Annotated in this window: 23 protein-coding genes; 6 read left to right on the top strand and 17 right to left on the bottom strand. The window is 64.0% G+C overall.

All coding sequences use genetic code 11. The annotated features are described in order from the left end of the window. Positions 1-346: 346 nt before the first annotated feature. From AC4FWB_RS07340 to AC4FWB_RS07295, 10 genes are all read right to left on the bottom strand, one after another. Entirely contained in the window at positions 347-700 is a 354-nt protein-coding gene (locus tag AC4FWB_RS07340) for an ArsC family reductase (protein ID WP_491025252.1), read from the bottom strand. Between the two features lie 211 nt (positions 701-911). Further along, complete coding sequence (locus AC4FWB_RS07335) at positions 912-1,265, bottom strand: SnoaL-like domain-containing protein (protein ID WP_491025251.1); 354 nt, start codon at positions 1,263-1,265, stop codon at positions 912-914. A 124-nt stretch (positions 1,266-1,389) separates the two neighbouring features. Beyond that, the gene (locus AC4FWB_RS07330) at positions 1,390-2,034 is read right to left on the bottom strand and encodes a 2'-5' RNA ligase family protein (RefSeq protein ID WP_491025250.1); all 645 of its coding nucleotides are present in this window, start codon (positions 2,032-2,034) and stop codon (positions 1,390-1,392) included. Positions 2,035-2,086: 52 nt separating this feature from the next. Continuing rightward, a complete protein-coding gene (locus AC4FWB_RS07325; RefSeq protein ID WP_491025249.1) occupies positions 2,087-3,073 on the bottom strand; it encodes a 2-dehydropantoate 2-reductase in 987 nt (328 codons plus the stop codon). Beyond that, on the bottom strand, positions 3,073-4,602 hold the full coding sequence (locus tag AC4FWB_RS07320) for an acyl--CoA ligase (protein WP_491025248.1): 1,530 nt from the start codon (positions 4,600-4,602) through the stop codon (positions 3,073-3,075). Before AC4FWB_RS07320 ends, AC4FWB_RS07325 begins: the two co-directional genes overlap by 1 nt. 50 nt (positions 4,603-4,652) lie before the next feature. After that, positions 4,653-6,239, bottom strand: a complete 1,587-nt coding sequence (gene ggt / locus AC4FWB_RS07315) for a gamma-glutamyltransferase (RefSeq protein WP_491025247.1) — start codon at positions 6,237-6,239, stop codon at positions 4,653-4,655. A 28-nt stretch (positions 6,240-6,267) separates the two neighbouring features. Further along, positions 6,268-7,068 (bottom strand): ABC transporter permease, encoded by an 801-nt coding sequence (locus tag AC4FWB_RS07310; protein ID WP_491025246.1) that lies wholly within the window; start codon positions 7,066-7,068, stop codon positions 6,268-6,270. Continuing rightward, entirely contained in the window at positions 7,065-7,988 is a 924-nt protein-coding gene (locus AC4FWB_RS07305; protein ID WP_491025245.1) for an ABC transporter permease, read from the bottom strand. Before AC4FWB_RS07305 ends, AC4FWB_RS07310 begins: the two co-directional genes overlap by 4 nt. Continuing rightward, entirely contained in the window at positions 7,985-9,067 is a 1,083-nt protein-coding gene (locus AC4FWB_RS07300; RefSeq protein WP_491025243.1) for an ABC transporter ATP-binding protein, read from the bottom strand. The genes AC4FWB_RS07305 and AC4FWB_RS07300 overlap by 4 nt, the downstream gene beginning before the upstream one ends. Positions 9,068-9,145: 78 nt before the next feature. Next, on the bottom strand, positions 9,146-10,186 hold the full coding sequence (locus AC4FWB_RS07295) for an ABC transporter substrate-binding protein (RefSeq protein ID WP_491025241.1): 1,041 nt from the start codon (positions 10,184-10,186) through the stop codon (positions 9,146-9,148). Between the two features lie 232 nt (positions 10,187-10,418). Here AC4FWB_RS07295 and AC4FWB_RS07290 point away from each other — a divergent pair, with 232 nt between their 5' ends. Then, on the top strand, positions 10,419-11,120 hold the full coding sequence (locus AC4FWB_RS07290) for a GntR family transcriptional regulator (protein ID WP_491025239.1): 702 nt from the start codon (positions 10,419-10,421) through the stop codon (positions 11,118-11,120). A gap of 151 nt (positions 11,121-11,271) precedes the next feature. On the opposite strand, the gene AC4FWB_RS07285 is transcribed toward AC4FWB_RS07290, so the two are convergent. From AC4FWB_RS07285 to AC4FWB_RS07260, 6 genes are all read right to left on the bottom strand, one after another. Further along, complete coding sequence (locus AC4FWB_RS07285) at positions 11,272-12,357, bottom strand: ABC transporter ATP-binding protein (protein ID WP_491025237.1); 1,086 nt, start codon at positions 12,355-12,357, stop codon at positions 11,272-11,274. Continuing rightward, a complete protein-coding gene (locus tag AC4FWB_RS07280) occupies positions 12,347-12,955 on the bottom strand; it encodes a cupin domain-containing protein (RefSeq protein WP_491025236.1) in 609 nt (202 codons plus the stop codon). Before AC4FWB_RS07280 ends, AC4FWB_RS07285 begins: the two co-directional genes overlap by 11 nt. 180 nt (positions 12,956-13,135) lie before the next feature. Continuing rightward, positions 13,136-14,206: an ABC transporter substrate-binding protein gene (locus AC4FWB_RS07275; RefSeq protein WP_491025234.1), complete on the bottom strand. Its 1,071-nt coding sequence runs from the start codon at positions 14,204-14,206 to the stop codon at positions 13,136-13,138. A gap of 27 nt (positions 14,207-14,233) precedes the next feature. Further along, positions 14,234-15,055, bottom strand: coding sequence for an ABC transporter permease (locus AC4FWB_RS07270; protein ID WP_491025233.1), 822 nt, complete (start codon positions 15,053-15,055; stop codon positions 14,234-14,236). Beyond that, positions 15,052-15,939, bottom strand: a complete 888-nt coding sequence (locus AC4FWB_RS07265) for an ABC transporter permease (protein ID WP_491025232.1) — start codon at positions 15,937-15,939, stop codon at positions 15,052-15,054. The genes AC4FWB_RS07270 and AC4FWB_RS07265 overlap by 4 nt, the downstream gene beginning before the upstream one ends. 113 nt (positions 15,940-16,052) lie before the next feature. Beyond that, complete coding sequence (locus tag AC4FWB_RS07260; protein WP_491025231.1) at positions 16,053-17,336, bottom strand: NAD(P)/FAD-dependent oxidoreductase; 1,284 nt, start codon at positions 17,334-17,336, stop codon at positions 16,053-16,055. 193 nt (positions 17,337-17,529) lie between these two features. Between AC4FWB_RS07260 and AC4FWB_RS07255 the strand changes: the two genes are divergently transcribed. The 5 genes from AC4FWB_RS07255 to AC4FWB_RS07235 all read left to right on the top strand — a co-directional run bounded on the left by AC4FWB_RS07255 (position 17,530) and on the right by AC4FWB_RS07235 (position 22,951). Further along, on the top strand, positions 17,530-18,687 hold the full coding sequence (locus tag AC4FWB_RS07255) for a fumarylacetoacetate hydrolase family protein (RefSeq protein WP_491025230.1): 1,158 nt from the start codon (positions 17,530-17,532) through the stop codon (positions 18,685-18,687). A gap of 278 nt (positions 18,688-18,965) precedes the next feature. After that, entirely contained in the window at positions 18,966-19,898 is a 933-nt protein-coding gene (locus tag AC4FWB_RS07250; protein WP_491025228.1) for a sugar ABC transporter substrate-binding protein, read from the top strand. A 207-nt stretch (positions 19,899-20,105) separates the two neighbouring features. Further along, the gene (locus AC4FWB_RS07245; RefSeq protein WP_491025227.1) at positions 20,106-21,092 is read left to right on the top strand and encodes an ABC transporter permease; all 987 of its coding nucleotides are present in this window, start codon (positions 20,106-20,108) and stop codon (positions 21,090-21,092) included. Positions 21,093-21,095: 3 nt separating this feature from the next. Continuing rightward, positions 21,096-21,890 (top strand): ATP-binding cassette domain-containing protein, encoded by a 795-nt coding sequence (locus AC4FWB_RS07240; RefSeq protein WP_491025226.1) that lies wholly within the window; start codon positions 21,096-21,098, stop codon positions 21,888-21,890. A 38-nt stretch (positions 21,891-21,928) separates the two neighbouring features. After that, positions 21,929-22,951 (top strand): LacI family DNA-binding transcriptional regulator, encoded by a 1,023-nt coding sequence (locus AC4FWB_RS07235; RefSeq protein WP_491025225.1) that lies wholly within the window; start codon positions 21,929-21,931, stop codon positions 22,949-22,951. A gap of 388 nt (positions 22,952-23,339) precedes the next feature. Here the strand turns inward: AC4FWB_RS07235 and AC4FWB_RS07230 are convergent, their stop codons facing one another. Then, entirely contained in the window at positions 23,340-23,921 is a 582-nt protein-coding gene (locus AC4FWB_RS07230; RefSeq protein WP_491025224.1) for a TetR/AcrR family transcriptional regulator, read from the bottom strand. Between the last annotated feature and the right edge of the window lie 97 nt (positions 23,922-24,018).

The following is a 24,018-nucleotide window of genomic DNA, read 5'->3' as shown; positions in this document are numbered from 1 at the left end:
AGCACCGCCGCAAAGGCCACGAACAAAAGCTCCGGCAACGGATGCTGCGCGGTCAAGTCCCGCGGGTCCGGAACCTCGCCAAATACATCCAGAAACACCATGCCGACCTCCGATCATCCAGAGGTCCTTCAGAATCCATTTCGATAACCGCCGCAAGAGTCCAATTCTACTCATGTGCGATTCCCCTGCCCACGAGGGGGGAGATTGGCAGTTTAGGCGCCCCGTTCATTCCTGCGACGTTGGCGGTTGGCGAAAGCCGGCGTGACAGCTGATCTCCCCCCAAGTGGGGGAGATGTCCGGCAGGACAGAGGGGGGCGCGAAGGAACGCGGCATAGGAAAAGTTGATCTACTTTCCGCCTACCGCCCCCTCATAAACATCCGGCTTGAAGCCGACGAGAATCCGCTCACCCACCTCCAGCACCGGCCGCTTGATCATCGTCGGCCTGGCGAGCATCAGCGTCATCGCCTTCTTCTCATCGAGCGCTTCCTTGTCCTTCTCCGGCAACTCGCGAAACGTCGTGCTGCCCTTGTTGAGCAGCTTCTCCCAGCCGACCTTGCCGACCCAGCCGTTCAACTTCTCGGCCTCGATCCCTTCGGCCCGGTAGTCGTGGAAGCGATAAGGGACGTCGCGGCCCTCCAGCCAGACGCGCGCTTTCTTGATCGTGTCGCAGGTGGTGATGCCGTACATGGTGATGGTCAAGGGATGCTCCTCGGGAAGGATTCGCCGGCACCCTAAAACCACCGCCTGCCCTTTGCCAGCGGATCGGCGAAATTTGGCCGGCCGACAGCTTGCGGAGTATGTGAAGACCATTCGAGATGCCAGCGTGGCCGCCGGGACATCATCCTAGCCGCCACGCCTGATTTTTAGATCATGCAGCGAGAGAAGCGAGATGGGTTCGGGCCGATCGGCCTCAATAATAGAAGCGCTCTTCGCTGATCTTGCCGTTCTTGACCGTATAGAGGCCAACCTCATCCATCTTGACGCGTTCGCCGGTGGACTTGGGCGTGACGTCGAAGCTGAAGCGCAAGGCGAACTGGTCGCCATTGACATAGGGGCCCTCGACCGAGCCGCCGTGAACCTCATGGTTCGCTTCCCACCACTCGCCCTTCTGCTTGACGGCTTCCTTGCCGTTGCAAACGGCCATCGGGCCTTCCATGGCTTCGTAGCTGACGATGTCGTCGGCATTGTACTTCGCGGCAGCGCTGTGATTGTCGCCCCGCTTGAGGAGCTCAGTGAAATCCTTGGCAATTTCGGCAGTGGTCATGATTTCCTCCCGGTTTGGACCAGACATCAAGTAGGGACCGATTGTTCGCTTGCCACTGGGGCGTCGCTCCGCAGGTGACAATTCGTGTCAGGATGGCGTCGACGATAGGGATGATTTGAGATGTTCACATGACAGCGTGCGCGTCGTCCTGACCGTTCAACTGCCAGGTACCGGGGAACTCGTATTTCCCCCCATGGCTGTGGATCAGCGCGAAACTCCGCACGGCCCACCTGACGGGCTCGACGAGCCGCTCCGGTATCTTTGGTACGCCGTTCCTATCGCGGAGCAGCGTCACATGCGGCTCCAGCGAATTTGTCACGAAAGGCTGCAGCGGGCTGTCGTGAACTACGGCTGAGAGTTTGCGCCAGAAGTCTTGCAGTACCGGCGAATGATCGCCGCTGCGAAGCACCAGGGCTCCACCGCCGAAAGCCGACAAACGGTCGAAACAAACGTCAAAGGGTTTCGCTTGTATTAGCGAACCGATCTGACAGGCCGTCTCGACTGCGTATGGGGATTTACCGTCGCCGAGGCCTATCAAGGTTACGTGCGTCTGCTTGGCGGGAGTTAGCCAGGCTTGCAGCAACCCGAACTCCCGACGATAGGCCCGCGCCTGTTGTTCGAACACGGCGTTGGTGGGTTCTCCGACCAGGATTCCGTAAAACAGATGCGGCTCATTCGCCGGCCTCCGCTTCCGACTTGTCCTCAACTCGCCCCAGCCGAAACAAGCCTGGCCGTTCTTATCCGTCCCGAATGCAAGCTGTTCGTTCATGGCTGGTCCTTTCGGATATCCAAGGAACCAGAATAGAACAAACCGAGAACACTTACAAGCGAGAATAGCACGCGCGCTCGATCGCCAGCCGCCGCACCAGCGCCAGCACGCCGTCGATGGTCGGCGTCGGCTGTCCAGTCAGATGGCCGAGTTCCTGGACGGCGCTCACCAGCGCATCGATCTCCATCGGACGGCCGCGCTCCAGATCCTGAAGCATCGAGGTCTTGTGCTCGCCGACATCGCCGGCGCCCTTGATGCGCCTATCGACAGGGATGAGAAAGCGCACGCCGAGGCTTTCGCCGATCGCCTGCGCCTCCAGCATCATGGCCCGGGCAACGGCCCGTGTGCCTTCATCGGCGACGATGGCCGCCAGCGTGCTGCCGGTGAGCGCCGAGATCGGGTTGAAGGAGAGATTGCCCCACAGCTTCACCCAGATCTCCGAGCGTATGTCGTCGCGGACCGGCGCCTGCAGCCCGGCCTTGACCATTTCACGCGCAAGCGCGGTGACGCGCTCACTCTTTTCGCCCGAAGGCTCGCCCAGCGAAAAGCGCGTGCCCTCGACATGACGAATGAGGCCCGGCGCATCGACCTCGACGGCCGGATAGACGACGGAGCCGATGGCGCGCTCCGGCCCGATGGTTTCCCAAATCTTGCCGCCGGGATCGACCGCGTTGAGCCGCGTGCCTTCGAGCGCGCCGCCGGCCTTGTGGAAATACCACCAGGGCACGCCGTTCTGCATGGTGACGACAGCGGTCCCCTCGCCCAGCAGCGGCGCGATCTCGCCAAGCGCCGGCACCAGCGAATGCGCCTTCAGCGCCAGCACGACATAGTCTTGCTCGCCGAGTTCTTCGGCCCGCGCCGTGGCTCTTACGCGTGCGACCGTTTCCTGACCTTCCTCGAGAAGGCGCAGGCCATCCGCCTTGATCGCTTCGAGATGCGCACCGCGCGCCACGATCGACAAATCGACCCGGCCGGCGATCGCCAGCTTGGCGGCGAGATAGCCGCCGATCGCGCCGGCGCCAAAAACTGTAATGCGCATCAGCCGAGACCGAGTTTCGCCGCGAGGCCGATGCGCTGCAATTTGCCGGTCGCGCCCTTGGGGATCTCGTCCAGGATCACCACCTTGCGCGGCACCTTGAAGTCGGCGAGCCGGGTTGCGGCGAAGCCGCGAATATCGGCCTCGTTGGCGCTCTGGCCTTCGCGCAGCACTATCGCCGCGGCGACCTCCTCGCCGAGCTTGTCATGCGGCATGGCGAAAGTGACGACCTGCGCCACTGCCGGATGGTCCATCAGCACGCCGTCGACCTCGAGCGGCGAGATTTTTTCGCCGCCGCGATTGATGATCTCCTTCAGCCGGCCGGTGACGCGCAGATAATTGTCCTCGTCGAGAACGCCCTGGTCGCCGGTGTGGAACCAGCCATGGGCGAAGGCGCTGGCGTTGGCGTCGAGGTTCTTCTCATAGCCGGCGGTGACGTTGGGACCGCGAATGACGATCTCGCCGATCTCGCCGGCTTTGAGCAGCCGTCCGTCCGGCGCCATGACGGCCACTTCCGGTCCGGCGGCAGCGCCAACGCTACCCGGTTTGCGCTGGCCCGGCGGCAGGCGGTTGGACGCCATCTGGTGGGCGGCTTCGGTCATGCCGTAGGATTCGATCACCGGACAGCCGAAGGTCGCCTCAAGCTCGGCCATCACCTGCCCCGGCAAGGAGGCTGAGGACGAGCGGATGAAGCGCAGCTTTGCTCCGGCGAGCTGCTCGGGATTGCGCGCGGCGCGCGGCAGGATCGCCTGATGCATGGTGGGCACCGCCGTGTACCAGCTTGGCTTCGCCTCGCTCAGCCACTGGAAGAAGCGCAGCGCGTTGAAGCCCGGCGTGCAGAAAACGCTGCCGCCGGCGGCGAGCGAGGAGAGCACGGCCGCGATCAGCCCGTGGATATGGAACAACGGCATGATGTTGATGCAGCGGTCGGCCGATGTCAGGCCGAGCGTCGCGCCGATATGGGTGGCCGAAGCGGCAAGGTTGGCATGGCTGAGCGGCACCAGTTTCGGACGCGAGGTGGTGCCGGAAGTGTGTAGTAAAAGTGCGGTGTCGCCGTCTTCAGCCAACCCCGACGAAACAGGCGAGCCGACCGGATCGCCCTCGATCGTAAAGACACCCGCGGGCGCGCCGTCCGGTACCACCAACCGCAGCACAGGGATGCCAAGGCGTTCGGCAACGTCTACGGAGGGACCTTCCTCGTCCTTGCCGACCAGGATCGCCTTGACGCCGATGTCGCTCAGATAGAAATCGAGCTCGTCGGCGCGATAAGCCGGATTGAGCGGCGCGGTGGAAGCGGCAGCGGCGATCGCGATGAACGCCGTCGCCATCTCCGGGCCGTTCGGCAAAACGATGGCGACCCGGTCGCCACGGCCGATGCCGAGCGCGTTGAGGCGTGCAGCGGTCCCGCCAATCAGCCGGCGCAGCCCGCCATGCGAGAGAGCTGTCCGCTCAGGCGCCGCGATGGCCGGCGCGTCTTCGGCGCCGGGAGCGAGGCGATGGTCGAGATCAGTGGAATCTGCGCTGTTTGTCATGGTTCCAGACTATGTTTCGAACGATCGGCCGATGTCCAGCAAAGCGCTGCTCAATATCCGAGCGCCAGCCCGTCCTTGCGCGGATCGGAAGCGCCGGTCAGCGTGCCTTTTTCCCAGTCGATCAGCACCGCCTGCCCGCCGCCAAGCGGATGGTCGGGCTCGACGACACGATGGCCACGGCGACGCAGGCCCTCGATGGCATCTGGACGCACGCTCCGCTCGGCCTCGACGACGTCGTAGTTGTAGAAGACGCGCGCGGCGTCGAGCGCCTGCTGCGGGTCCATGCCGAAATCGATCATGTTGGTCAAAAGATGCACATGGCCGAAGGGCTGGTAGCCGCCGCCCATGACGCCGAACGGCATCACCGCGCGGCCGTTCCTGGTCATCATACCCGGCATGATCGTGTGCATCGGCCGCTTGCCCGGTGCTATTGCGTTCGGGTGCTTCGGATCGAGCCGGAAGCTCGAGCCGCGGTTCTGGAGCACGACGCCGGTCTTGGGGCCGACGACGCCGCTGCCGAAGGAATAATAGGTCGAGTTGATGAAGCTCACCGCATTGCGGTCACTATCGACGACGGTGATGTAGACCGTGTCGCTGCCTGGCAGGTCGACGCACGGCAAATGCGTCATGGCGCGTTCGCGGTCGATCTCGGCTCGCAGTCGGTCGGCGTAGGCAGCGGAAAGAAGCTCTTTCACGGGCACTGCGACATGGTCCTGGTCGGCGATCAGGTTGTCGCGGTCGCGATAGGCCAGCCGCCCCGCCTCGACCTCCAGATGCAGGCGCTCGGCGCCATCCGGGTCGAGCGCGCCAAGGTCGAAGCCGGAGAGCACGTTCAGCATCAACAGCGCGGTCAGGCCCTGGTTGTTCGGCGGCATCTGGTGGATGTCATAGCCGCGATAGGACGTGCTGACCGCGGTCCTGTAATCGCCCTTCGTGGCGGCAAAGTCGTCAAGCGTATGCAGTCCGCCAAGCGTGCGAAGCCGGGCGACAATGTCCTCCGCTACAGCACCCTCGTAGAAGCCGGCGCGGCCCTTCTTGGCGACGATGCGCAACGTCTCCGCCAGTTCCGGCTGGCGATGGACATCGCCTGCCTTCGGCGGCTTGCCGCCCGGCAGGAAGATGCGCGTTGCCACCTCGTCGGCCGACAGATCGGTTTCAGGATCAGCCCAGTCGAAGGCGACGCGGTCATGGACGACATAACCGTTCTCGGCATAACGGATGGCCGGAGCAAGAGCGTCGGCTATGCCCTTGCGGCCATGGTCTTCCAGCAGCCGGCACCAGGCGTCCACGGCGCCTGGAACGGTGACGGCGTGCGGTCCCTGTTTCGGCAGTTCGCTGAAACCCTTTTCCAGATACCAGTCGACCGTCGCTGCCTGAGGCGCGCGGCCCGAGCCGTTGAAAGCCAGCACCTCGCCCTGCCCCCTCGGGCAATAGAGGACAAAACAGTCGCCGCCGATGCCGGTCGATTGCGGCTCGACCACCGCCTGCACTGCCGCCGCACAGACCGCTGCGTCCATGGCGTTGCCGCCGGAGCGCAGCATGTCGATGGCGGCAAGCGTCGACAATGGATGCGAGGTCGCGGCCATGGCTTCGGTGGCGCGGACCGGCGAGCGGCCTGGGAACTGGAAATCACGCATGCTGGTGTTGGTATCCCTGTATTCGTATTCAACGTCCGCGGCCGAAAAGCTGGGCGGCGGACAACAAGACGATCGATAGCACGATCAGGCAAGTCGAAATGGCGGCGATCGTCGGATCGATCTGATCGCGCAGCGCATTGAACATGCGGCGCGTCAGCGTCGTCGTCTCGCCGCCCGAGATGAAGAGCGAGACCACCACCTCGTCGAAGGAGGTGATGAAGGCAAATAGCGCGCCCGAGACGATCGAGAAGCGCAGTTGCGGCATGGTCACCTGGAAGAAGGCGGCGAAGCGCCCGGCGCCGAGACTGCGCGCCACCATCTCCTGGTTCATGTCGTAGGAGCGCAGTCCCGACAGAACGGTGAGCACGACCAGCGGCAGCGCCTGCACGGTATGGGCGATGACGAGGCCGGTCAGCGTGTTGTTGAGGCCGATGCGGGCATAGAGGAAAAAGGTGCCGATGCCGATCAGGATGACCGGAATGATCAGCGATGCCGTGAGCAGCGCGTTGATCAAGCCGGTCAGCCGCAGCGTGCCGGCGTTGATGGCGTAGGCGGCGGCGGTGCCGAGCGGGGTCGCCACGATCGCCGTCATCACCGCCACCCTGAGCGACACGATGGTGGCGTCGCGCCACTCGACGGAGCCGAAATAGCTTTCATACCAGCGCAGCGACCATTGCTCGGGCGGAAACTGCAGCAGCGTCGAGCCGGAGAAGGACATGATGACGATGATCACCGAAGGGGCGATCAGGAACAGCATGACAAGGCCGCCGAGCAGATAAAGCCAGAGGCGTTGCCAGTGCGAGATGGGCAGGCTGTTTTCCGCGCTCATCGCCGGCTCCATACGCCGGTGGCGCGGGCGCCGAGAAGCCGCTGGAACAGGCCGAGCAGCGCCAGCGTCACGGCAAGCAGCACGACGCCGAGCGCGGCGCCGGCGCCCCAGTTGGAATAGAGGCTGGTGGCCTGCTCCATGCGCATCGCCCACATGATGACCTTGCCGCCGCCCATCAGCGCCGGCGTGACGAAGAAGCCGAGGCAAAGCACGAAGACGATGACCACGCCGGACGCCAGGCCCGGCAGCGACAGCGGAAAGAAGATCTGCCGGAAGGTGGCGGCCGGGCTGGCGCCGAGATTCATGCCGGCACGCAGGCAGTCGACGTCGATGGTCTTCATCGAGGCGTAGAGTGGCAGCACCAGGAACGGCAGCATGATGTGGGTCATGCCGATGACGACGCCGGCGAAATTGTTGGCGAGCGGCAGCGGCTGGCCGATGACGCCGAGATCTATCAGCCAATTGTTGATGAGGCCCTTGCGCTGCAGGATGACCAGCCAGGCATAGGTGCGCACCAGCACCGAGGTCCAGAACGGCAGGATGACGAAGATCAGGCAGATCGAGGCCGCGCGGCGCGGCAGTTGCGACAGCATGTAGGCCAGGGGATAGCCGAGCAGCACACAGGCGCCGGTGACGACGAAGGCGACCTTGAAGGTGGTGGCGAAGGTCTTGATGTAGGAGGCCTGCTCGAAGAAGCGCGCGTAGTTGGCAAGGCTGAGCTGCCCGGTCTCATCAAAAAGCGAGAGCCAGAACAGCCAGCCGATCGGCACGATGATGACGGCGAAGACCAGGAACAGCCCGGGCGACAACAGCGCCAACAGTCCCAGCGCCTGCCGCCGGGCATCGGCGCGCAGCGCATCGGCGTTCAGCACGCCGTCCGGCCTGCCGGCATGGTCGAGGCTGGCGGACCCGATGCTCATTGATCGGCCACCAGCACGACATCCTGCGCATCGATGCCGAGCGTGATCGGCTCGCCCGGTGCCGGCAGTTTCGCCAGCACGTCGGAGCGGCAATAGTCGCGCAACGTCACCTGTCTTCCGTTCCGCAGCGTCGCGTAGCAGATGAAGCTGTCGCCCTGATAGATGACATCGCCGACGGTCGCCGGCAGCATGTTGAGGGCGCCGGCCTGTTCGGAGTCGGCGACCAGACGCAACTTTTCCGGCCGCACCACCATCAAATGCCGGCCGGCGGATGGCGCCGAATTGTTCATGCGCAGCTTTCGATCCTCATGCCAGACGCTGCCATTGCGGCATTCGACCGGGATGAAGTTGGATTCGCCGATGAAGCCGGCAACGAATCTCGTCCTAGGCCTGGCGTAGAGGGCTTCGGGCTGGTCGATCTGCTCGATGCGGCCGGCATTCATGACCGCGATGCGGTCCGACATGGTGATCGCCTCGCGCTGGTCGTGCGTGACATAGACGGTCGTCATGCCGAGCCGGCGGTGCAGGTTGCGCAGCTCGATCTGCATGTGCTCGCGCAGCCCCTTGTCGAGCGCCGACAGCGGCTCGTCCATCAGCACGATGCGCGGCTCGAAGACGATGGCGCGCGCCAAAGCCACACGCTGGCGCTGGCCGCCGGAGAGCTGGTCGACCCGGCGCTCGCCCAGGCCTTTCAGTTGTACCAAGTCCAGCGCCCTCTCCACACGCTCGGCCGTTTCCGCTGCCGACACGCGTCGCTGCTTGAGCGGAAAGGCGATGTTGTGGAAGACGTTCATATGGGGAAAGAGCGCGTAGTTCTGGAACACCATGCCGATGTTGCGCTTGTGCGGCGGCATGGTGATGATCTCCTCGCCACCCACCTTGATGCTGCCGGCATTGGCGCGCACGAACCCCGCCAGGATCATCAGCAGCGTGGTCTTTCCCGACCCCGACGGACCGAGCAGCGTCAGGAATTCTCCGGCGGCGACGTCGAGGCTGAGATCGCTGAGGATCGAGATAGCGCCGAAGCGTTTCTCGATGCCGTGGATGCCGATAGGAAGCGCTGACGGCGCAAGAGACAAGAGCATCTCCTTCAACTCCGGATCATTGACAGCGGAACGAGCGGAGCGGCGCCTCAGTGCGCCGCTCCGGCGCATTCGTCATTGCTGGATCAGGTTGTTGAACTTCTCGGTCGCCTCGACAAGGTTGTCGCGCCAGAATTCGGGATCCTGCAGCACCTGCTTCTTGACGTTTTCCGGCGCGGAATTGATGTCCTTGATCCGCTCCTGCGGGATCTTGCCGGTCTCGAAGGCCTTCTCGTTGGCCGGGCCGTTGTCGACATAGAGCGGCAGGTTGGCCTGCAGATCGGGGCTGACGAATTTGGCTAGTGCCTTCATGGCGACATCCTTGTTCTTCGAGCCCTTCGGGATGACCATGCAGTCGGCCGTCAGAACGCCCTGGTCGAAGGAGAAGGCGACCGGCGCGCCTTCCTTCCTCAATGTGCCGGCGCGGCCGTTCCAGATGCTGGCCATATCGACCTCGCCGTCCTTGACAAGCTGCATGGCTTGCGCGCCCGAAGTCCACCAGGCGTCGATGTGGCCTTTGACCTTATCGACGGATTGCAGCGCGCCGTCGATGTCGACCGGATAGACCTTGTCGATTGGAGTGCCCTTGGCGAGCGCGGCGACGCTCAGCGTTTCCGTCGCCTGGCTGCCCGAAAGCGCGCGGCGGCCGGGGAATTTCTCGACATTCCAGAAATCGGCCCAGGTCTTCGGCCCTTTTTCGCCGAAAACGTCTGTACGGTAGATCAGCACCACGGAGGTGTAGGAGATGCCGACCCAATCGTCATGGACGAGCTTCGGGTTGATGCCGGTCTTGTCGATGACACTGTAGTCGAGCTTCTCGAACAAGCCTTCCTTGGAACCGCGCGCGCATTCGTCGGCGCCAAGCTCGGTGATGTCCCATTTGACGGCATTGCCGGTGACTTGCAGGCGCACGTCGTCGAGGCCGTTGGTGGTGTCCTGCTTGATGGTGATGCCAAGCTCCTTGGCCGTCGGATCGAAGAAGGCCTTGGTCTGCGCCTCCTGATAGGTGCCGCCCCACGAGGCGACGGTGATGGTATCGGCGGCCGATGCCGGAACGGCGACCGAGGCCAGCAGGCCGGCGACCGCCAGGCCGCGCATGCAAATTGTCTTCGTCATTTTCGCTTCTCCAACCGGTGTTCCCGTTATCGTTGATTTGGTATGCGAATTTGTATACAATTTTGAGTGTAATTTGCTGCGAGCCGATGTCAACACGTGCAGTACGTTTTTTGGAAGCGATGAACTGAGGCTCGACTCGAAGCGTTTGTTTCTATCGAAACGGTCCTGTTTCAAGCAGGAGCTAAAAGGCACTAGACTGCGAATCCATGACTGACCGTTGGAGGCGGGACGTTTGAGCAAGGAACGGAAAAACACGCTGCGCGACTCGGTGTTCGAGAAGCTGAAGGCGATGATCATCACCGGGCAGATCCCGCCGGGCGGCCGCGTGACGGAAAGCGACATCGCCGAGCGCCTGAAGGTGAGCCGCACACCGGTGCGCGAGGCCTTCAACCGGCTGGAACGCGACGGGCTGGTGATCGGGCGTCCGCGCCAGGGCTATGTGGTCGCCGAATTCAACCTGACCATGTTCCGCGAGGCCTTCGACATCCGCGAGCTGCTCGACGGGCGCGCGACCGAGCTTGCGGCAGCCAACGCGAGCGCCGCCGACAAGGCCAGGCTGCGCGAGATGCTCGCCGAATGCGAACGACTGGCGGCGATCCCCGACCGCAGCACCAGGGAGAAATTCGAGGAGTTGCAGGTCGGCATCGATCTGCACCGGGTGATCGCCGAAATCAGCGGCAACGAAATGCTCTACGGCATGCTCTGCGGCATCCTCGACAAATGCCAGCAATATGTCTGGACCGAGCTTCTGTGGCTGGACGAGTGGAAGCTCACCCGCGAGGAGCATAGCGGCATTGTCGACGCGATCTGCGCCGGCGATACGGCACTTGCCGGCGAGCGCGCCCGCGCGCATGTGCGCGGCTCGCGCGAGAACATCCTGCGCCTGCTGCAGGCCAAGTCCGACTATCAGGGGTTTTTCGCCAAGGCGTCGTAAGCGAGGCGTTTGCCAAGGGCAGCCCTGTTCGACGACATGACGATCGTCCGCGCGCAAAAAACGCACGAAACTGTTCGCGATATCTTCGCTCACCTGTGCGCGATGTCTTCGCACACCTGTTCGCGATGTCCGCACACAGTGGCGGCGAAGATCAACTCGCAAGCACTGGGCAATTGGCGCCGCGCCGCAGGCTGATATGCGCCACGTCGCCGACGCTGAATTGCAAACCGTCGGCACGGCGCGGGGCATCGATGACGATCGAGGTCCCCTGCCCGAGCTCGGCATGAAGGCGCAGCGTGCGGCCATGGAAGACGATGCCGCTGACCCGCGCCGGCGCGGTGCCGTCGGCGGCCTCGGTGGCTGCCAGCAGGTCCTCGGGCCGCACGCCGATGGTGCGCATGTCGCCGGCGGCGGGTGTCTCGCCGCCTTCCGAAACGGCCTCCAACGACAGTTCGCCGGCGGCAAAGCGCAAGCGTTCACCGTCACGGCCGAGGAAGCGCGACTGCAGGAGATTCATCGTGCCGATGAAGGAGGCGACGAAGCGCGTCGCGGGCCGGTCGTAAAGCGTCGCCGGCGGCGCGATCTGCTCGATGCGGCCCTTGTTCATCACGACGATGCGGTCGGAGATCGACAGCGCCTCGGTCTGGTCATGGGTGACCATGACGAAGGTGGTGCCGAGCCGCGATTGCAGCCGCTTCAGCTCGACCTGCATCTGCTCGCGCAGATGCGCGTCGAGCGCCGACAGCGGCTCATCGAGCAGGAGCACGCGCGGCTCGCAGACAATGGCGCGGGCAAGCGCGACGCGCTGGCGCTGGCCGCCCGAGAGTTCCGAGACGCGGGCGCGCAGCTTGTCGGCGAGCCCGACCATGTCGAGCGCTTCGCCGACGCGCCTGGCCTGCTCGGTGCCGGATAGTTTGCGCAGAGACAGGCCGAAGCCGACATTGGCGGCGACGTCCATATGCGGGAACAACGCATAGTCCTGGAAGACGGTGTTGACCGGACGGTCGAACGGTCTCAGGCTCGTGATGTCGCGGCCTTCGAGCAGGACATTGCCACTGGTCGGGCTCTCGAAGCCGGCGATGACGCGCAGGCTCGTGGTCTTGCCGCAGCCGGAAGGTCCGAGCAGCGTCAGGAACTCACCCGGGGCAATGTCGAGATCGACGGTATCAAGACCAACAATGCCTCCCGGAAAGACTTTTGAGACTTTCTCCAACCGAACGAGCGCGTCAGGCGCCATCGCGCACCTCGGACGGCTTGGTGGTGTTGACCCAGAGGATCTGGCAGCGTTCGGCGCCGGGGTTACGGAAGGCGTGCAGCAGAGTGCTCTTGAAGGCAAAGCTGTCGCCAGCTTTCAGCACATAGGTCGTGGCATCGACCACCAGCTCGACCTCGCCGGTCATCACGAAGCCGAATTCGTGGCCGGCATGGGCGTAGGCGTCCGCGGTGCCGCCGCCGGCCTCGACCGTCACCAGCATGCCGGTGAGCGTCGCCCCAGGCGGCGACAGCAGCGCCTTGGCGATGCCTTCGGATTTGACCGGGATCGAACGCCGCTTGTCGGCCCGCACGCAGTAGAGGTCGCTGACCGCTTCGTTGCCGTCGGCGATCAGCGCTGACGGCTCGATGTCGAGGGCGGCAGCCAGCGGCCAGATCACCTTGACGCGCAGCGAGGACATGCCGCGCTCGATCTGGCTGAGCGCGCCGATGGAAATGCCGGCTTTTGCCGCGAGTTCGGCCAGCGACAGCTTGCGCTCTAACCTCAGCGCCCGCACGCGCCGGCCGACGCGCACATCGGCATCGTCCTTCGGTTTCTCGGCGGCTTCGTCAAGAACATCCATGCATCCGTCCTCGTTTGCTTTTTCCCTTCTCCCCTTGTGGGAGAAGGTGGATCGGCGCGAAGCGCCGAGACGGATGAGGGGTGGGTGAAGGAATGAGACGTCTGCATTCCCTGGAACACCCCTCATCCGTCGCCTTCGGCGACACCTTCTCCCACAAGGGGAGAAGGGGGAGGCCTCAGTTCACCCGCCGGCCTTCACCTTTTCGAACATCTTCGCCACATCGTCATTCTGCTTCATCGGGCCGGTGAAGATGGTGCTCTTCAGCATCACTTCCGGATCCGACGGCAGTTGCAGCTTGTCCAGCTCCTCCTTCGACACGCCGGCGAAAGCCGTCGCGAGCGAGCTGCCATAGCCATATGACTGGATCAGATATTTGCCCGAGTCGGCGTCGAGCCGGCTGTTGATGAAGTCATAGGCGAGGTCGACGTTCTTGGCGTCCTTCAGCATGACGAAGCCGCAGGCCCAGGTCAGCATGCCTTCCTTCGGCTTCATGAACTCCACCGGCACGCCCTGCTTCTTGAGCGAAGTGGCGGACGCGTTCCAGGTCATGGCGGCGACCAGCTGGCCGCTTGCCAGCGCCTGCTCGACCGAGGTCATGTCGGTGGTGTAGCTCGACAACAGCGGCCGCTGCTCGCGCAGTTTCGCGGCAACCTTGTCCATCTGCTCGGGCGTCATGTCGAACGGGTTTACGCCCGCCAGGAGTGCGGCGACGATCGGCGTGTCATGCACGGCGTCGATGGTCGCCATGCGGCCGGCATATTGCTTGTCCCACAAAAGGTTCCAGCTCGCCTCGGGGTTCTTCACCAGATCGGTGCGGTAGAGGATCGAGGTGTTGCCCCAGTCCCACGGCACCATCCACACCTTGCCGTCGCCGGCCTGCAGGTCGGGCAGGTTCTTGAACACCGGGAAGATCGAGTCCCAGTTCTTGATGCGCTTGGTGTCGATCGGCTGCAGCAGGCCTTCCTTGTTCCAGCGCGCCACCTTGTCGTAGCAGGGATGGGCGATATCCGGCCGGAAGCCGGCCTTGACCTTGGTGAAGGCGTCGTCGTCGTCGCCGAAGATCGTCGCCTCGACGCCGTCGGGATGCGCGGCGAGGAAGCTCTTGTTGAAGTCCGGCAGCTCGTAGCCCGACCAAGTGAAGTATTGCAGCTTGTCGGCGGCAAAAGCGACCGTCGACGACAGCGCCAAGGCCAATGCGGCAAGGCCGGCCCGGGCCTTGTGCCCGGCGATCGATTTCAGGTGGAATGTCATTTTCGTTCTCCTCTTCTTTGTTGTGGTTCAGGCTGGATTGCGGCGCACGGCGCCAAGGCCGCGATGGCGCAGGATCTCGGCGAGGGCGGCGATGACGAAGGACACGGTAAGGATCACCGTGCCGAGCGCCATCACGGTCGGCAGCGAGCGCGGGAAGCGCAACTGGCTCCAGATGTAGAGCGGCAGCGTCGGCTCGGTGCCGGCGAGGAAGAAGACGACGATGAACTCGTCGAAGGAGGTGAGGAAGGCGAGCATGAAGGCCGACAGCACCGCCGGCGCACTCAGCGGCAGCATGACGCGCCGGAACGTCGTCCAGTCGGAGGCGCCGAGGTCGAGTGCTGCCTCGCGAATGGTCTTTGGAATGGCTGCAAAGCGGCTGCGCATCACCACCACGGTGGTGGGCAGCGCCACCAGGATATGGCCGAGCACGATGGCGACGCGCGACGGACCGAGGCCAATCAGGTTGACCAGTATCAGCAACGAAATGCCGACGATGACGCCGGGGATCAGGATCGGCAGCCGGGCGACGGCGCTGATCGTTGCCGCCAGCGGCGAGCGTCCGTAGAGGTCCATGTAGGAAACGGTGATGCCGCAGAGCGTCGCGCCCGACGCAGCGATGACGCCGATCACCAGGCTGTTGGCCAAGGCGCCGGAGAGCGCCGGATTGCCGTAGAGCGTCTCGTACCAACCGAACGTAAAACCCTGCAGCGGAAACGCCGCCTGGATGGAGTCGTTAAACGAGAACAGCGGGATCAAAAGGATCGGCAGATAGAGGAACACCAGATAGGCAAGCACGTAGAGGCCGAGCCAGCGGCCGCCCGCATTTGCCTCTTTGCGCGCCGCGTTCATGTGCGGCTGCCAAATCTGCGATCGGCGCCGCGTGCGAGCAGAACCACGCAAAGGATCACCAGCATGACGCAGACCGAGAGCGCGGCGCCGAACGGCCAGTCATTGGCCTTGCCGAACTGCGACTGGATCAGCGTGCCGATCATGGTGCTGGCCGGGCCGCCGACCATGGCCGGCGTGACATAGTCGCCGACGGTCGGCACGAAGACGACAAGCGCTGCCGCCAGCACGCCCGGCATAGAATTGGGCAGCACGACGCGGCGGAAGCTCGTGAAGGGTCGCGCGCCGAGATCGGAGGCGGCTTCGAGCAGCGATTTCGGGACCGTGTCCAGCGCCACATAGATCGGCAGGATGGCGAAGGGCGCGTAGGCGTGAGCGAGCGTCACCACCACCGCGGCCGGCGTGTTCAGGAAAGCAAGCGTCGGCTCCGACCAGAGGCCGCTTTCGATGAAGGCCGAGTTCAGGACGCCGTTATAGGCAAGCACGATCTTCCAGGCGAAGACGCGCAGCAGATAGCTGGTCCAGAACGGCAGCGTCACCAGGAAGAGCAGCAGGTTGCGCCGCCGCCCGGCATGGAAGGCGAGGTAGTAGGCGACCGGATAGGCGGTGACCACGGTCGCCAGCGTCACCAGGCCGGCGATGACCAGCGAGCGCAGCGTCACCGTCCAGTAGAGCGGGTCGGTGGCAACGGTGACGAAATTCTCCGCCGTCAGGCCGGCGCCGAGCAGCGAGCCGTCATTGCTCCTGAAGGCGAGGAAGATCACCAGGCCGAGCGCGAACAGGATCAGGAAGAAGGTCACCAGCCCGCCCGGCAGCAGCATGGCGAAGCGGAAGACCGGCGAGATGCGGGTTTCCGGCGATGGCCGCGCTGCAACGATGGTCGACATCTGATCGCCTGTTTGGGGGCTGCCCATCGGATTTTTGAAATCGACCGATGGTTTTTCATATTCATGAAACAGTCAAGCGGAATCGTTTGTGCGCCGCAGCACCACAGGCGCAGTCAACGCTCGAAGGCGTCGAGCATCCGGTACCAGGCGATCGTGACGGCGACGCCGATCTGCCGGAAGGCATGGAACGGGATCGGCCGGATCGGCGAAAGCGGGAACGGCAATTGCCGAGCATCGCCGCTCGCCAGGTAACTCGCCATGCGCTTGCCCAGCGCACTCATCAGCCCGACGCCCCTGCCCTGGCAACCGACCACGGCAAGCAGACCCTTCTTGGGTTCATGCAGATGCGGCAGGTGGTCCGGTGTCATCGCCACGCGGCCGAACCAGCGCTTTTCGATGGCGACGCCGGTAAGCGCCGGATAGAGCCGGGCGAGCGCGCGTTCGAGGTGCGCCCAGTCGGCCGTGCTTGACGGCAACGCCATGCGGCCGCGGCCGCCCAGCACTAGCCGGCCGTCGGCGCTCTTGCGGTAATAGACGAGGATGCGCCGGGAATCCGAGACGGCTTGTCCGCCCGGCAGGATGCTCGCGGCAAGCTCGGCCGGCAGCGGCGCGGTGGCGATCTGGAAGGAATGCAGGGGCACGATCGTCTGCGCCAGGCCGGGCAGCAGGTCGTCCGTATAGGCATTGGTGGCGAGCACCACCGATTTTGCGCGCAGTTCGGCGCCGCCTTGGGTTGATACCCGCCAGAGGCCGGCTTCCTTGCTGAGCTTCACCACCCTTTGCTGCTCGGCGATCCTGGCTCCGGCAGCAGAAGCAACGCGCGCCAGTTCGAGCGTATAGGAAAGCGGATCGATGACGCCGGCGCGGCGATCGAGCCAGCCGCCGAGATAGCCTTTGGCGCCGGTCATCGCCGCGATCTCGGTCTGGTCGAGCAGCTTGACGCCGGCGCCACGCCTCCGCCATTGCCGGTCGCGGTTGGCCGCCGCTTTCAAGGCCGTTTCGGTGTGCGCTGCCTGGATCCAGCCGTTGCGTGTGAACGGCACCGAGAGCTTCTCGTCGCGGATCACATCGAACACCGCATCCGCCGTCGAGGCTGCGAAGTCGACCAGGGCCTCGCCGCGTTCCGTGCCGAAATGCCCGATCAGCCACTCCGGATCGTATTTGAGGCCGGGAATGACCTGGCCGCCATTGAGCCCGGAAGCGCCCTGCCCGATCGCGCCGGCGTCCAGCACCTGGACCGAAAGGCCCGCGCGAGCCGCATGCAAGGCGGTCGACAGGCCCATGATGCCGCCGCCGACGATGACCGCATCAAGCGTGCCGCCGGCCGAAAGCTGCGACTGGAATGCCGAGGCCGTTTCGGGCTTCCGCCAGATCGGATCGGAAAAGGGTGCGGGCAAGGGATCACCTGGGCGCTGAAGCTTCGTGAAAATCCTATTGATGGTTTCATGAATTTGAAAGCGCGTTTCGATGGGCCAGTCCGTCCGCGGCTGTGTGACAGCACGGCCAATAAATGTTGCGATCGGCGGGATAGACGTTTCGGCGAAATCGGGGAAAAGTGCCGCGCGCGAAAAATCGAGAGGAGCCGACGCTATGACCGACCCGACCCACCTCCCTGCCGACGGCCTGTTCATCGGCCGTGCCAAGACCAGCGAAGCCGCCCATCCGCTGGTGGTCACGGTGCGCGATGGTGAGGTCATCGACATCACCTCGAGCGCGGCGCCCACGGTGCGCGATCTTTGCGAGATGAAGGACCCTGCCGGCCACGTGCGTTCGGCCAAGGGCAAGACGATCGGCGCGCTCGCCGACATCGCCGCCAACAGCTTCGCGGCGAAGCGCGATGCGAAGAAGCCGATCCTGCTTTCGCCCGTCGACCTCCAGGCGGTGAAGGCCTCGGGCGTCACCTTCGTCGTCAGCCTGCTCGAGCGCGTCATCGAGGAACAGGCGCGCGGCTCGGCGGAAAAGGCCGACGCCATCCGCGCCGACATCGCCGGGCTGATCGGCCATGACCTCTCGAAGCTGAAGCCCGGCTCGCCGGAAGCGATGGAGATCAAGGCCAAGCTGATTTCGCGCGGCGCCTGGTCGCAATATCTGGAAGTCGGCATCGGCCCGGACGCCGAGATCTTCACCAAGTGCCAGCCGATGGCTTCCGTCGGCTTCGGCGCCGATGTCGGCCTGCATCCCGTCTCCACCTGGAATAATCCGGAGCCGGAGATCGCCATGATCGCCGACAGCAGCGGCCGCATCGTCGGCGCGACGCTCGGCAACGACGTCAATCTGCGCGACGTCGAGGGGCGCTCGGCGCTGCTGCTGGGCAAGGCCAAGGACAACAATGCCTCGGCCTCGCTCGGTCCCTTCATCCGGCTGTTCGACGAGACCTTTTCCGTCGCCGACGTGAAGCGCGCCACCGTGCGGCTCAGCGTCGAAGGCGAGGACGGCTTCTCGCTGGAAGGCGCGAGCTCGATGGCCGAAATCAGCCGCTCGCCGGAAGAGCTGGTCAAAGCAGCGATGGGGCCACATCACCAGTATCCGGATGGGCTGGCGCTCTATCTCGGCACCATGTTCGTGCCGTCGAAGGACCGCGGCGAGAAAGGCAAGGGCTTTACCCACAAGGTCGGCGATTTGGTCACCATCTCGTCGGAGAAACTCGGCGCGCTGGTCAACCGCGTGCGCCTGTCGCCGGATTGCCCGCACTGGACCTACGGCGCCAGCCATCTGATGCGCGACCTCGCCAAGGCCGATCTCATCTAATTTAGCACCGCGCAGCAGCGACGTCGTCGAGAGCCCATTTGCAAGCTGATGGGCTAACGGTGCCGTTTGCACGGGAAAATATCACCGCAACTGATGCAATCTGATGGGATTGCTGATGGCGCGTGCGGCTGCCCCAACATCCATTGGCGATGGAGGCTTGTCAGCGGAGCAAAAAGGGAATGCTCTAGAGACATCCGGTCGGCGCTGGCAGGAGATGCGGTCCTTGAGGATTGTATCGCGCCTGATGTGGAGGTGGATTCAACATGGGAGGAAATCGAATGTTTTCGAGGCTGAGACTGCTCGTGCTTGGCTTGATCGCGGCACTTGCTATTCCGGCGATGGCCGAGGCCAAGACGTTCTACTGGATTTCGCATGGCGGTCCGGCCGATCCGGTCTGGACCTACTTCCTGGCCGGCGCCAAGCAATGGGCGACGGACACCGGCAACAAGGTGAACACCTCGTTCCACAATGGCGACGTTGCCTCGCAGCAGGAGGCCGTCCGCGCCGCCATCTCGGCCAAGGCCGACGGTATCGTCACCACCAGCCCCGATCCGGGCAGCCTGATCGAGATCGTCAAGGAGGCCCGCGCCGCCAACATCCCGATCATCAACTTCAACACGCCCGATCCGAAGGCCAACTTCAACGCCTATGTCGGCGGCGACAACGTCACCTTCGGCAAGCACTGGGCGCAGTATCTGGTCGACAAGAGCCTGGTGAAGAAGGGCGACTTCGTCTGGATGCCCGTCGAGGTTCCCGGCGCCACCTATGGCGTCCAGGAAGAGGAAGGCATCAAGAGCGTGTTCGAACCGCTCGGCATCACCTATGAGGTGACCGAAGCGACCCTCGACCAGGCCGAAGTGATCAACCGCATGGTCGACTACCTCACCGCGCACAAGGGTAAGGTGAAGGCCATTATCGGCCTCGGCGACCTCGTCACCGGCTCGATCAAGCGCGTGTTCGACCAGGTCGGCGTCAAGCCGGGCGAAATCCCGGTCGTCGGCTGGGGCAACTCGCTCGACACCACCCAGGAAGTGCTGAACGGCTATGTTAACGCCGCGCAGTGGCAGGACCCGCAGGCGACCAGCTATGTCGCGCTGTCACTCGCCAACATGGCCGCCGCCGGCATTCCTCCGGGCTTCAACGTGATCACCGGCGCGCTCTATGAAAAGGACACCGCCGGCGTCTACGACAAGATCCTGTCCGGCAAGTAATCCGCGACCGATGGCCGTGACCGCTCCGGCGTCCACGGCCATTCCATTCGCCGAGCCTGCCGCCGCGCGGGCTTCAGCTAAAGCGCGTCGCGTCGAAACGGACTCGAGCGACGCGCTTTAAGTCTTTGTTTTATGCATGTCGTTTTTCCCAAAACCGCTGCACACTTTTGGGCGACATGCATTAAGTTCACTCACGTCGCGGGCTCAATGGAAAACCGTTCCTTCATCCAAGGTTTCATCGCGCGGCCGGAATTCGGCCCGCTGGTGCTGCTCGTCGTCGAGCTCGTCGTCTTCTGGGGCATCAATCCCGACTTCCTGTCGCCGCAGAACATCTCCAATATCCTCGCCTTCACCGTCGAGCTCGGCTTGATCGCGCTGGCGATGACGCTGCTGATGACATCGGGCGAATTCGACCTCTCGGTCGGCTCGCTGTTCGGCTTCTCGCCGGTGCTAATGTGGACACTGTTCAACGGCGGCGTCACCTCGCTGGAAATGGGTTTCCTCATCGCGCTGGTGGTCGCGGCCTTTATCGGCCTGGTCAATGGCTGGTTCGTGACCCGGCTCAAGATTCCGTCCTTCCTGGTCACGCTCGGCATGCTCTTGGTGGTACGCGGGACAGCACTTTTCGTCACCGACGGCTTTCCGCAGCGCACCTGGAGCGCCGAGGGCAGTTGGCTGGCGGACATCCTCGTCGGCGATTTCTACATCGGGCCGTTCCGCATCTATGCGTCGCTGTTCTGGTTCACCGGCGCCGCGATCGTGCTCGGCTATGTGCTGACGCAGAGCCGCACCGGCAACTGGATCCAGGCGGCGGGAGGCAATCCAAACGCTGCCCGCGCGCGCGGCGTCAACGTCAACCGCGTCAAGGTCGGCCTGTTCATCCTGTCGGCGGTGATGGCCTCGCTTGCAGGCGTGATCTCGTCGCTGCGCACCTCGGCCGCCAATCCCAACAGCGGCACCGGCTACGAGCTGGAAGTCATCGCCATGGTGGTGATCGGCGGCACGGCCCTGACCGGCGGGCGCGGCACCATCATCGGCACGGTGCTCGGCATCCTGATCCTGCGCGTCATGCGCAACGGCATCGTGCTGATCGGTGTGCCGGGGCTCGCCTACAACATCTTCATCGGCGCGATCATCCTAGGCATGATGGCGCTGCATTCATGGCTCGAACGCCGGCACCAGGCAGGGACGTGACCCATGGCCGAACCGCTCATCCGCATGACGAACATCCGCAAGTCCTACGGGCGCGTGCAGGCGCTGGTGGACGCCAACTTCCACGTCAATGAACGGGAGATCGTCGGGCTGCTCGGCGACAACGGCGCCGGCAAGTCGACGCTGATCAAGGTGCTGTCGGGCGCGGTGCCGCTGACCAGCGGCGACATCTTCGTGCGCGGCAAGAAGGTGGATTTCCGCAGCACCAGCGACGCCATCGCCCAGGGCATCGAGACGATCTACCAGGATTCGGCGCTGGTCACGCAGCTGTCGATCGCCCGCAACCTGTTCCTCGGACGCGAGCCGATCAAGCCGCCGCGTTTCCTCAACCGCATGGACCAGGAAGCTATGAACTCGGTCGCCCGCGACCTGCTCAAGCAGGTCGGCATCTCGAAAAACATCCCGCCGACGACGCCGATCGGCTCGCTATCGGGCGGTGAGCGGCAAGCGGTGGCGATCGCGCGCGCCATGCATTTCGACAGCGACCTCATCATCCTCGACGAGCCGACCAACAATCTCGGCGTCGCCGAGACGCAAGGGGTCTTGAGCTTCGTGCGCAGCGCCCGCGATTCCGGCCATTCCTGCATCTTCATCGCCCACAACATCCACCACGTCTTCCAGGTGGTCGACCGCATCGTGGTGATGCGCCGCGGCAAGGTGGTGGCCGACGACATCGATCCGAAGCAGACAACCGTCGCCGAGGTCGAGCGCATCATCACCGGCATGTCGGACAAGGAGATCCGCGACGCGATTTCCGACGGCCCGCGGCCGCATGGCTGATCTGGCCTGAGACGGGTCCGGATCCTATGGCTGGAGCCATGAAAGCCACCGTAGCCGACATCGCCAGGAACTGCGGCCTGTCGACCGCAACGGTCGACAGGGTGCTCAACAACCGTCCAGGAGCGAGCGCGGCCAACCGGCAGCGCGTCATGGAGGCGGCCAAGCAGCTCGGCTACCTGCCGACCCTCGACCAGGTCGTGCTGCCGTCGAAGCCGGCGCATCTGGAGTTCTTCCTGCCGATCGGCAGCAACGCTTTCATGGCCGACCTTGCCCATCACATCGAGGATTATGCCGCGCGCCTGCCGCTGGTCGCCTCCTGCCGCATCCACAACCTTGCCGGCATCTCGCCCGGCGCGCTGCAGGGCGCGGTCGAGAACCTGTCGCTGAAGGCCAACGGCGTCGGCGTCATCGCCGTCGACCATCCGCGCACGCGCAACATTTTGCGCGAGCTGGTCGAGGCAGGCATCCGGCTGGTCACGCTGGTTTCAGACGTGCCGGCAGCGCCCCGCTCGGCCTATGTCGGCATCGACAACCGGGTCGCCGGACGCACGGCAGCACTCTTGATTGGGCGCTTCCTCGGCGGCAAGACCGGGCATCTGGCCATGGTGGTCGGCTCGCGCTCCTATCGCGGCCATGAGGAGCGCGAGATGGGTTTTCGGTCGGTGCTGAGCGAAGAGTTCCCCAACCTCACCATTTCGAGCGCGGTCGAGATCAATGACGAGCCGGACGCCAGCTACGGCGCGACCATGAAGGCGCTGCACAACGAGCCGGAACTGCTCGGCATCTATTGCATCGGCGCGGGACGTTCGGGCGTGGCAAGGGCGCTGCTTGAGGCCAGGCCACGCAAGAAGCCGGTGTTCATCTGCCACGACCTGACAAAGGAAACGCGCCGCTATCTGGTCGACGATCTCGCCGATGTCGTCATCGACCAGAATGCGCGGCTGATCGCCGAGCAGTCGGTGATCCGCCTGCTCGGCTCGATCGCCTCGTCGGCGCCGTACCTCACGAAGAAATTCATCGAGCCGCGGCTGATCTTCAAGGAGAACGTGCCGGTTCAATGAGTTAGCGCGCCGAAGCAGGCCGGCTTTTTCCCGATTTGTCGGAGGATTGGGGGGCGGTGCAGCAATTCTGCACACCTGCTATGCACGTTTCGCAGTTGCCGAATCGTTGGGCAACTCGTATTTATGACCATGTCGGATGTCTTCCTCCTCCCAGACACCGACGGTGAATACGGTACACCTCCTCCCGTGCCGTATTCGAAATCGAAGCCCGCTGCCTCCTCCTCCCGGCAGCGGGCTTTTTCTTTGCCCGCGTGGCAATGATATCGAGTTGACGCCAGCCCCCCTCACCCGGATTGCCAAGTCGAATTGCAACTGCAATTCGGGCAATCCGACCTCTCCCCGAAGGGAGAAGGTGGCCGCGAAGCGGCCGGACGAGAGGGAGCCGCCGTCAGCGCGCCCGGAACGAGGCGATCAGGCTCTCGGCCATGCGCACGAACTGCGCGCTCGGGCCTTCGGCGCCGACGCTCTGCATCGAGACGCGCGCGCCTTCGAGCAGCAGCGACAGCGTGTCGGCGAGCAGCTCGGCCTGGCCGATGCCGGCATCGCGGCAAAGCGCAACGAGCTTTTCGCGCTGGGCTTCCTTCAGTTCCTTGATGACGCGCCTTGCCGGGTGATCGCTCTCGCTGAGCTCGACGGCGGCATTGGCCATATCGCAGCCGCGGCTGTCGGCGCTGAGCAGTTCCGAAGCCTTGCGGACCCAGGCGTGCAACTGGGCGAGCTTGTCGCCGGGATGCTGAGCTTCGAACTCGTCCCATATCCTTGAAGCCTTCGCCGCCGTGGCGCGGAGGCATTCGATGATCAGATCGTCCTTGGATTCGAAGTGACGATAGAGCGTCATCTTGTTGGTGCCGGCAGCCTCGGTGATGGCGTCGACGCCAACACCCTTGATGCCGTGCTTGTGGAACATGTCCTGCGCCGTTTCCAGGATCCGGTCCCGGGGGCGGGAACGCTCCGCAACGCCGTCAGTCATCATGCTCTCCTTTCGTCGTTTCCAAAAAAACCGAGGTCACCTCTTGACTAGGGTGTTACCGGTCTGTAACTTTTATATGTTACTTACTGGTAACACC

The organism is Mesorhizobium sp. LEGMi-168a (assembly GCF_058312955.1).
Note: the sequence above shows the minus strand (reverse complement) of the source record. Positions and strands in the feature narration are given on the sequence as shown.

Bases quoted from the DNA above. Each gene is read 5' to 3' on its own strand.
- AC4FWB_RS07230 (WP_491025224.1), bottom strand. From the start codon at position 23,921: ATGACTGACGGCGTTGCGGAGCGTTCCCGCCCCCGGGACCGGATCCTG.
- AC4FWB_RS07325 (WP_491025249.1), bottom strand. From the start codon at position 3,073: ATGCGCATTACAGTTTTTGGCGCCGGCGCGATCGGCGGCTATCTCGCC.
- AC4FWB_RS07275 (WP_491025234.1), bottom strand. From the start codon at position 14,206: ATGACATTCCACCTGAAATCGATCGCCGGGCACAAGGCCCGGGCCGGC.
- AC4FWB_RS07250 (WP_491025228.1), top strand. From the start codon at position 18,966: ATGTTTTCGAGGCTGAGACTGCTCGTGCTTGGCTTGATCGCGGCACTT.
- AC4FWB_RS07265 (WP_491025232.1), bottom strand. From the start codon at position 15,939: ATGTCGACCATCGTTGCAGCGCGGCCATCGCCGGAAACCCGCATCTCG.
- ggt (WP_491025247.1), bottom strand. From the start codon at position 6,239: ATGCGTGATTTCCAGTTCCCAGGCCGCTCGCCGGTCCGCGCCACCGAA.
- AC4FWB_RS07310 (WP_491025246.1), bottom strand. From the start codon at position 7,068: ATGAGCGCGGAAAACAGCCTGCCCATCTCGCACTGGCAACGCCTCTGG.
- AC4FWB_RS07335 (WP_491025251.1), bottom strand. From the start codon at position 1,265: ATGACCACTGCCGAAATTGCCAAGGATTTCACTGAGCTCCTCAAGCGG.
- AC4FWB_RS07270 (WP_491025233.1), bottom strand. From the start codon at position 15,055: ATGAACGCGGCGCGCAAAGAGGCAAATGCGGGCGGCCGCTGGCTCGGC.
- AC4FWB_RS07330 (WP_491025250.1), bottom strand. From the start codon at position 2,034: ATGAACGAACAGCTTGCATTCGGGACGGATAAGAACGGCCAGGCTTGT.
- AC4FWB_RS07305 (WP_491025245.1), bottom strand. From the start codon at position 7,988: ATGAGCATCGGGTCCGCCAGCCTCGACCATGCCGGCAGGCCGGACGGC.
- AC4FWB_RS07245 (WP_491025227.1), top strand. From the start codon at position 20,106: ATGGAAAACCGTTCCTTCATCCAAGGTTTCATCGCGCGGCCGGAATTC.
- AC4FWB_RS07235 (WP_491025225.1), top strand. From the start codon at position 21,929: ATGAAAGCCACCGTAGCCGACATCGCCAGGAACTGCGGCCTGTCGACC.
- AC4FWB_RS07285 (WP_491025237.1), bottom strand. From the start codon at position 12,357: ATGGCGCCTGACGCGCTCGTTCGGTTGGAGAAAGTCTCAAAAGTCTTT.
- AC4FWB_RS07295 (WP_491025241.1), bottom strand. From the start codon at position 10,186: ATGACGAAGACAATTTGCATGCGCGGCCTGGCGGTCGCCGGCCTGCTG.
- AC4FWB_RS07255 (WP_491025230.1), top strand. From the start codon at position 17,530: ATGACCGACCCGACCCACCTCCCTGCCGACGGCCTGTTCATCGGCCGT.
- AC4FWB_RS07280 (WP_491025236.1), bottom strand. From the start codon at position 12,955: ATGGATGTTCTTGACGAAGCCGCCGAGAAACCGAAGGACGATGCCGAT.
- AC4FWB_RS07320 (WP_491025248.1), bottom strand. From the start codon at position 4,602: ATGACAAACAGCGCAGATTCCACTGATCTCGACCATCGCCTCGCTCCC.
- AC4FWB_RS07240 (WP_491025226.1), top strand. From the start codon at position 21,096: ATGGCCGAACCGCTCATCCGCATGACGAACATCCGCAAGTCCTACGGG.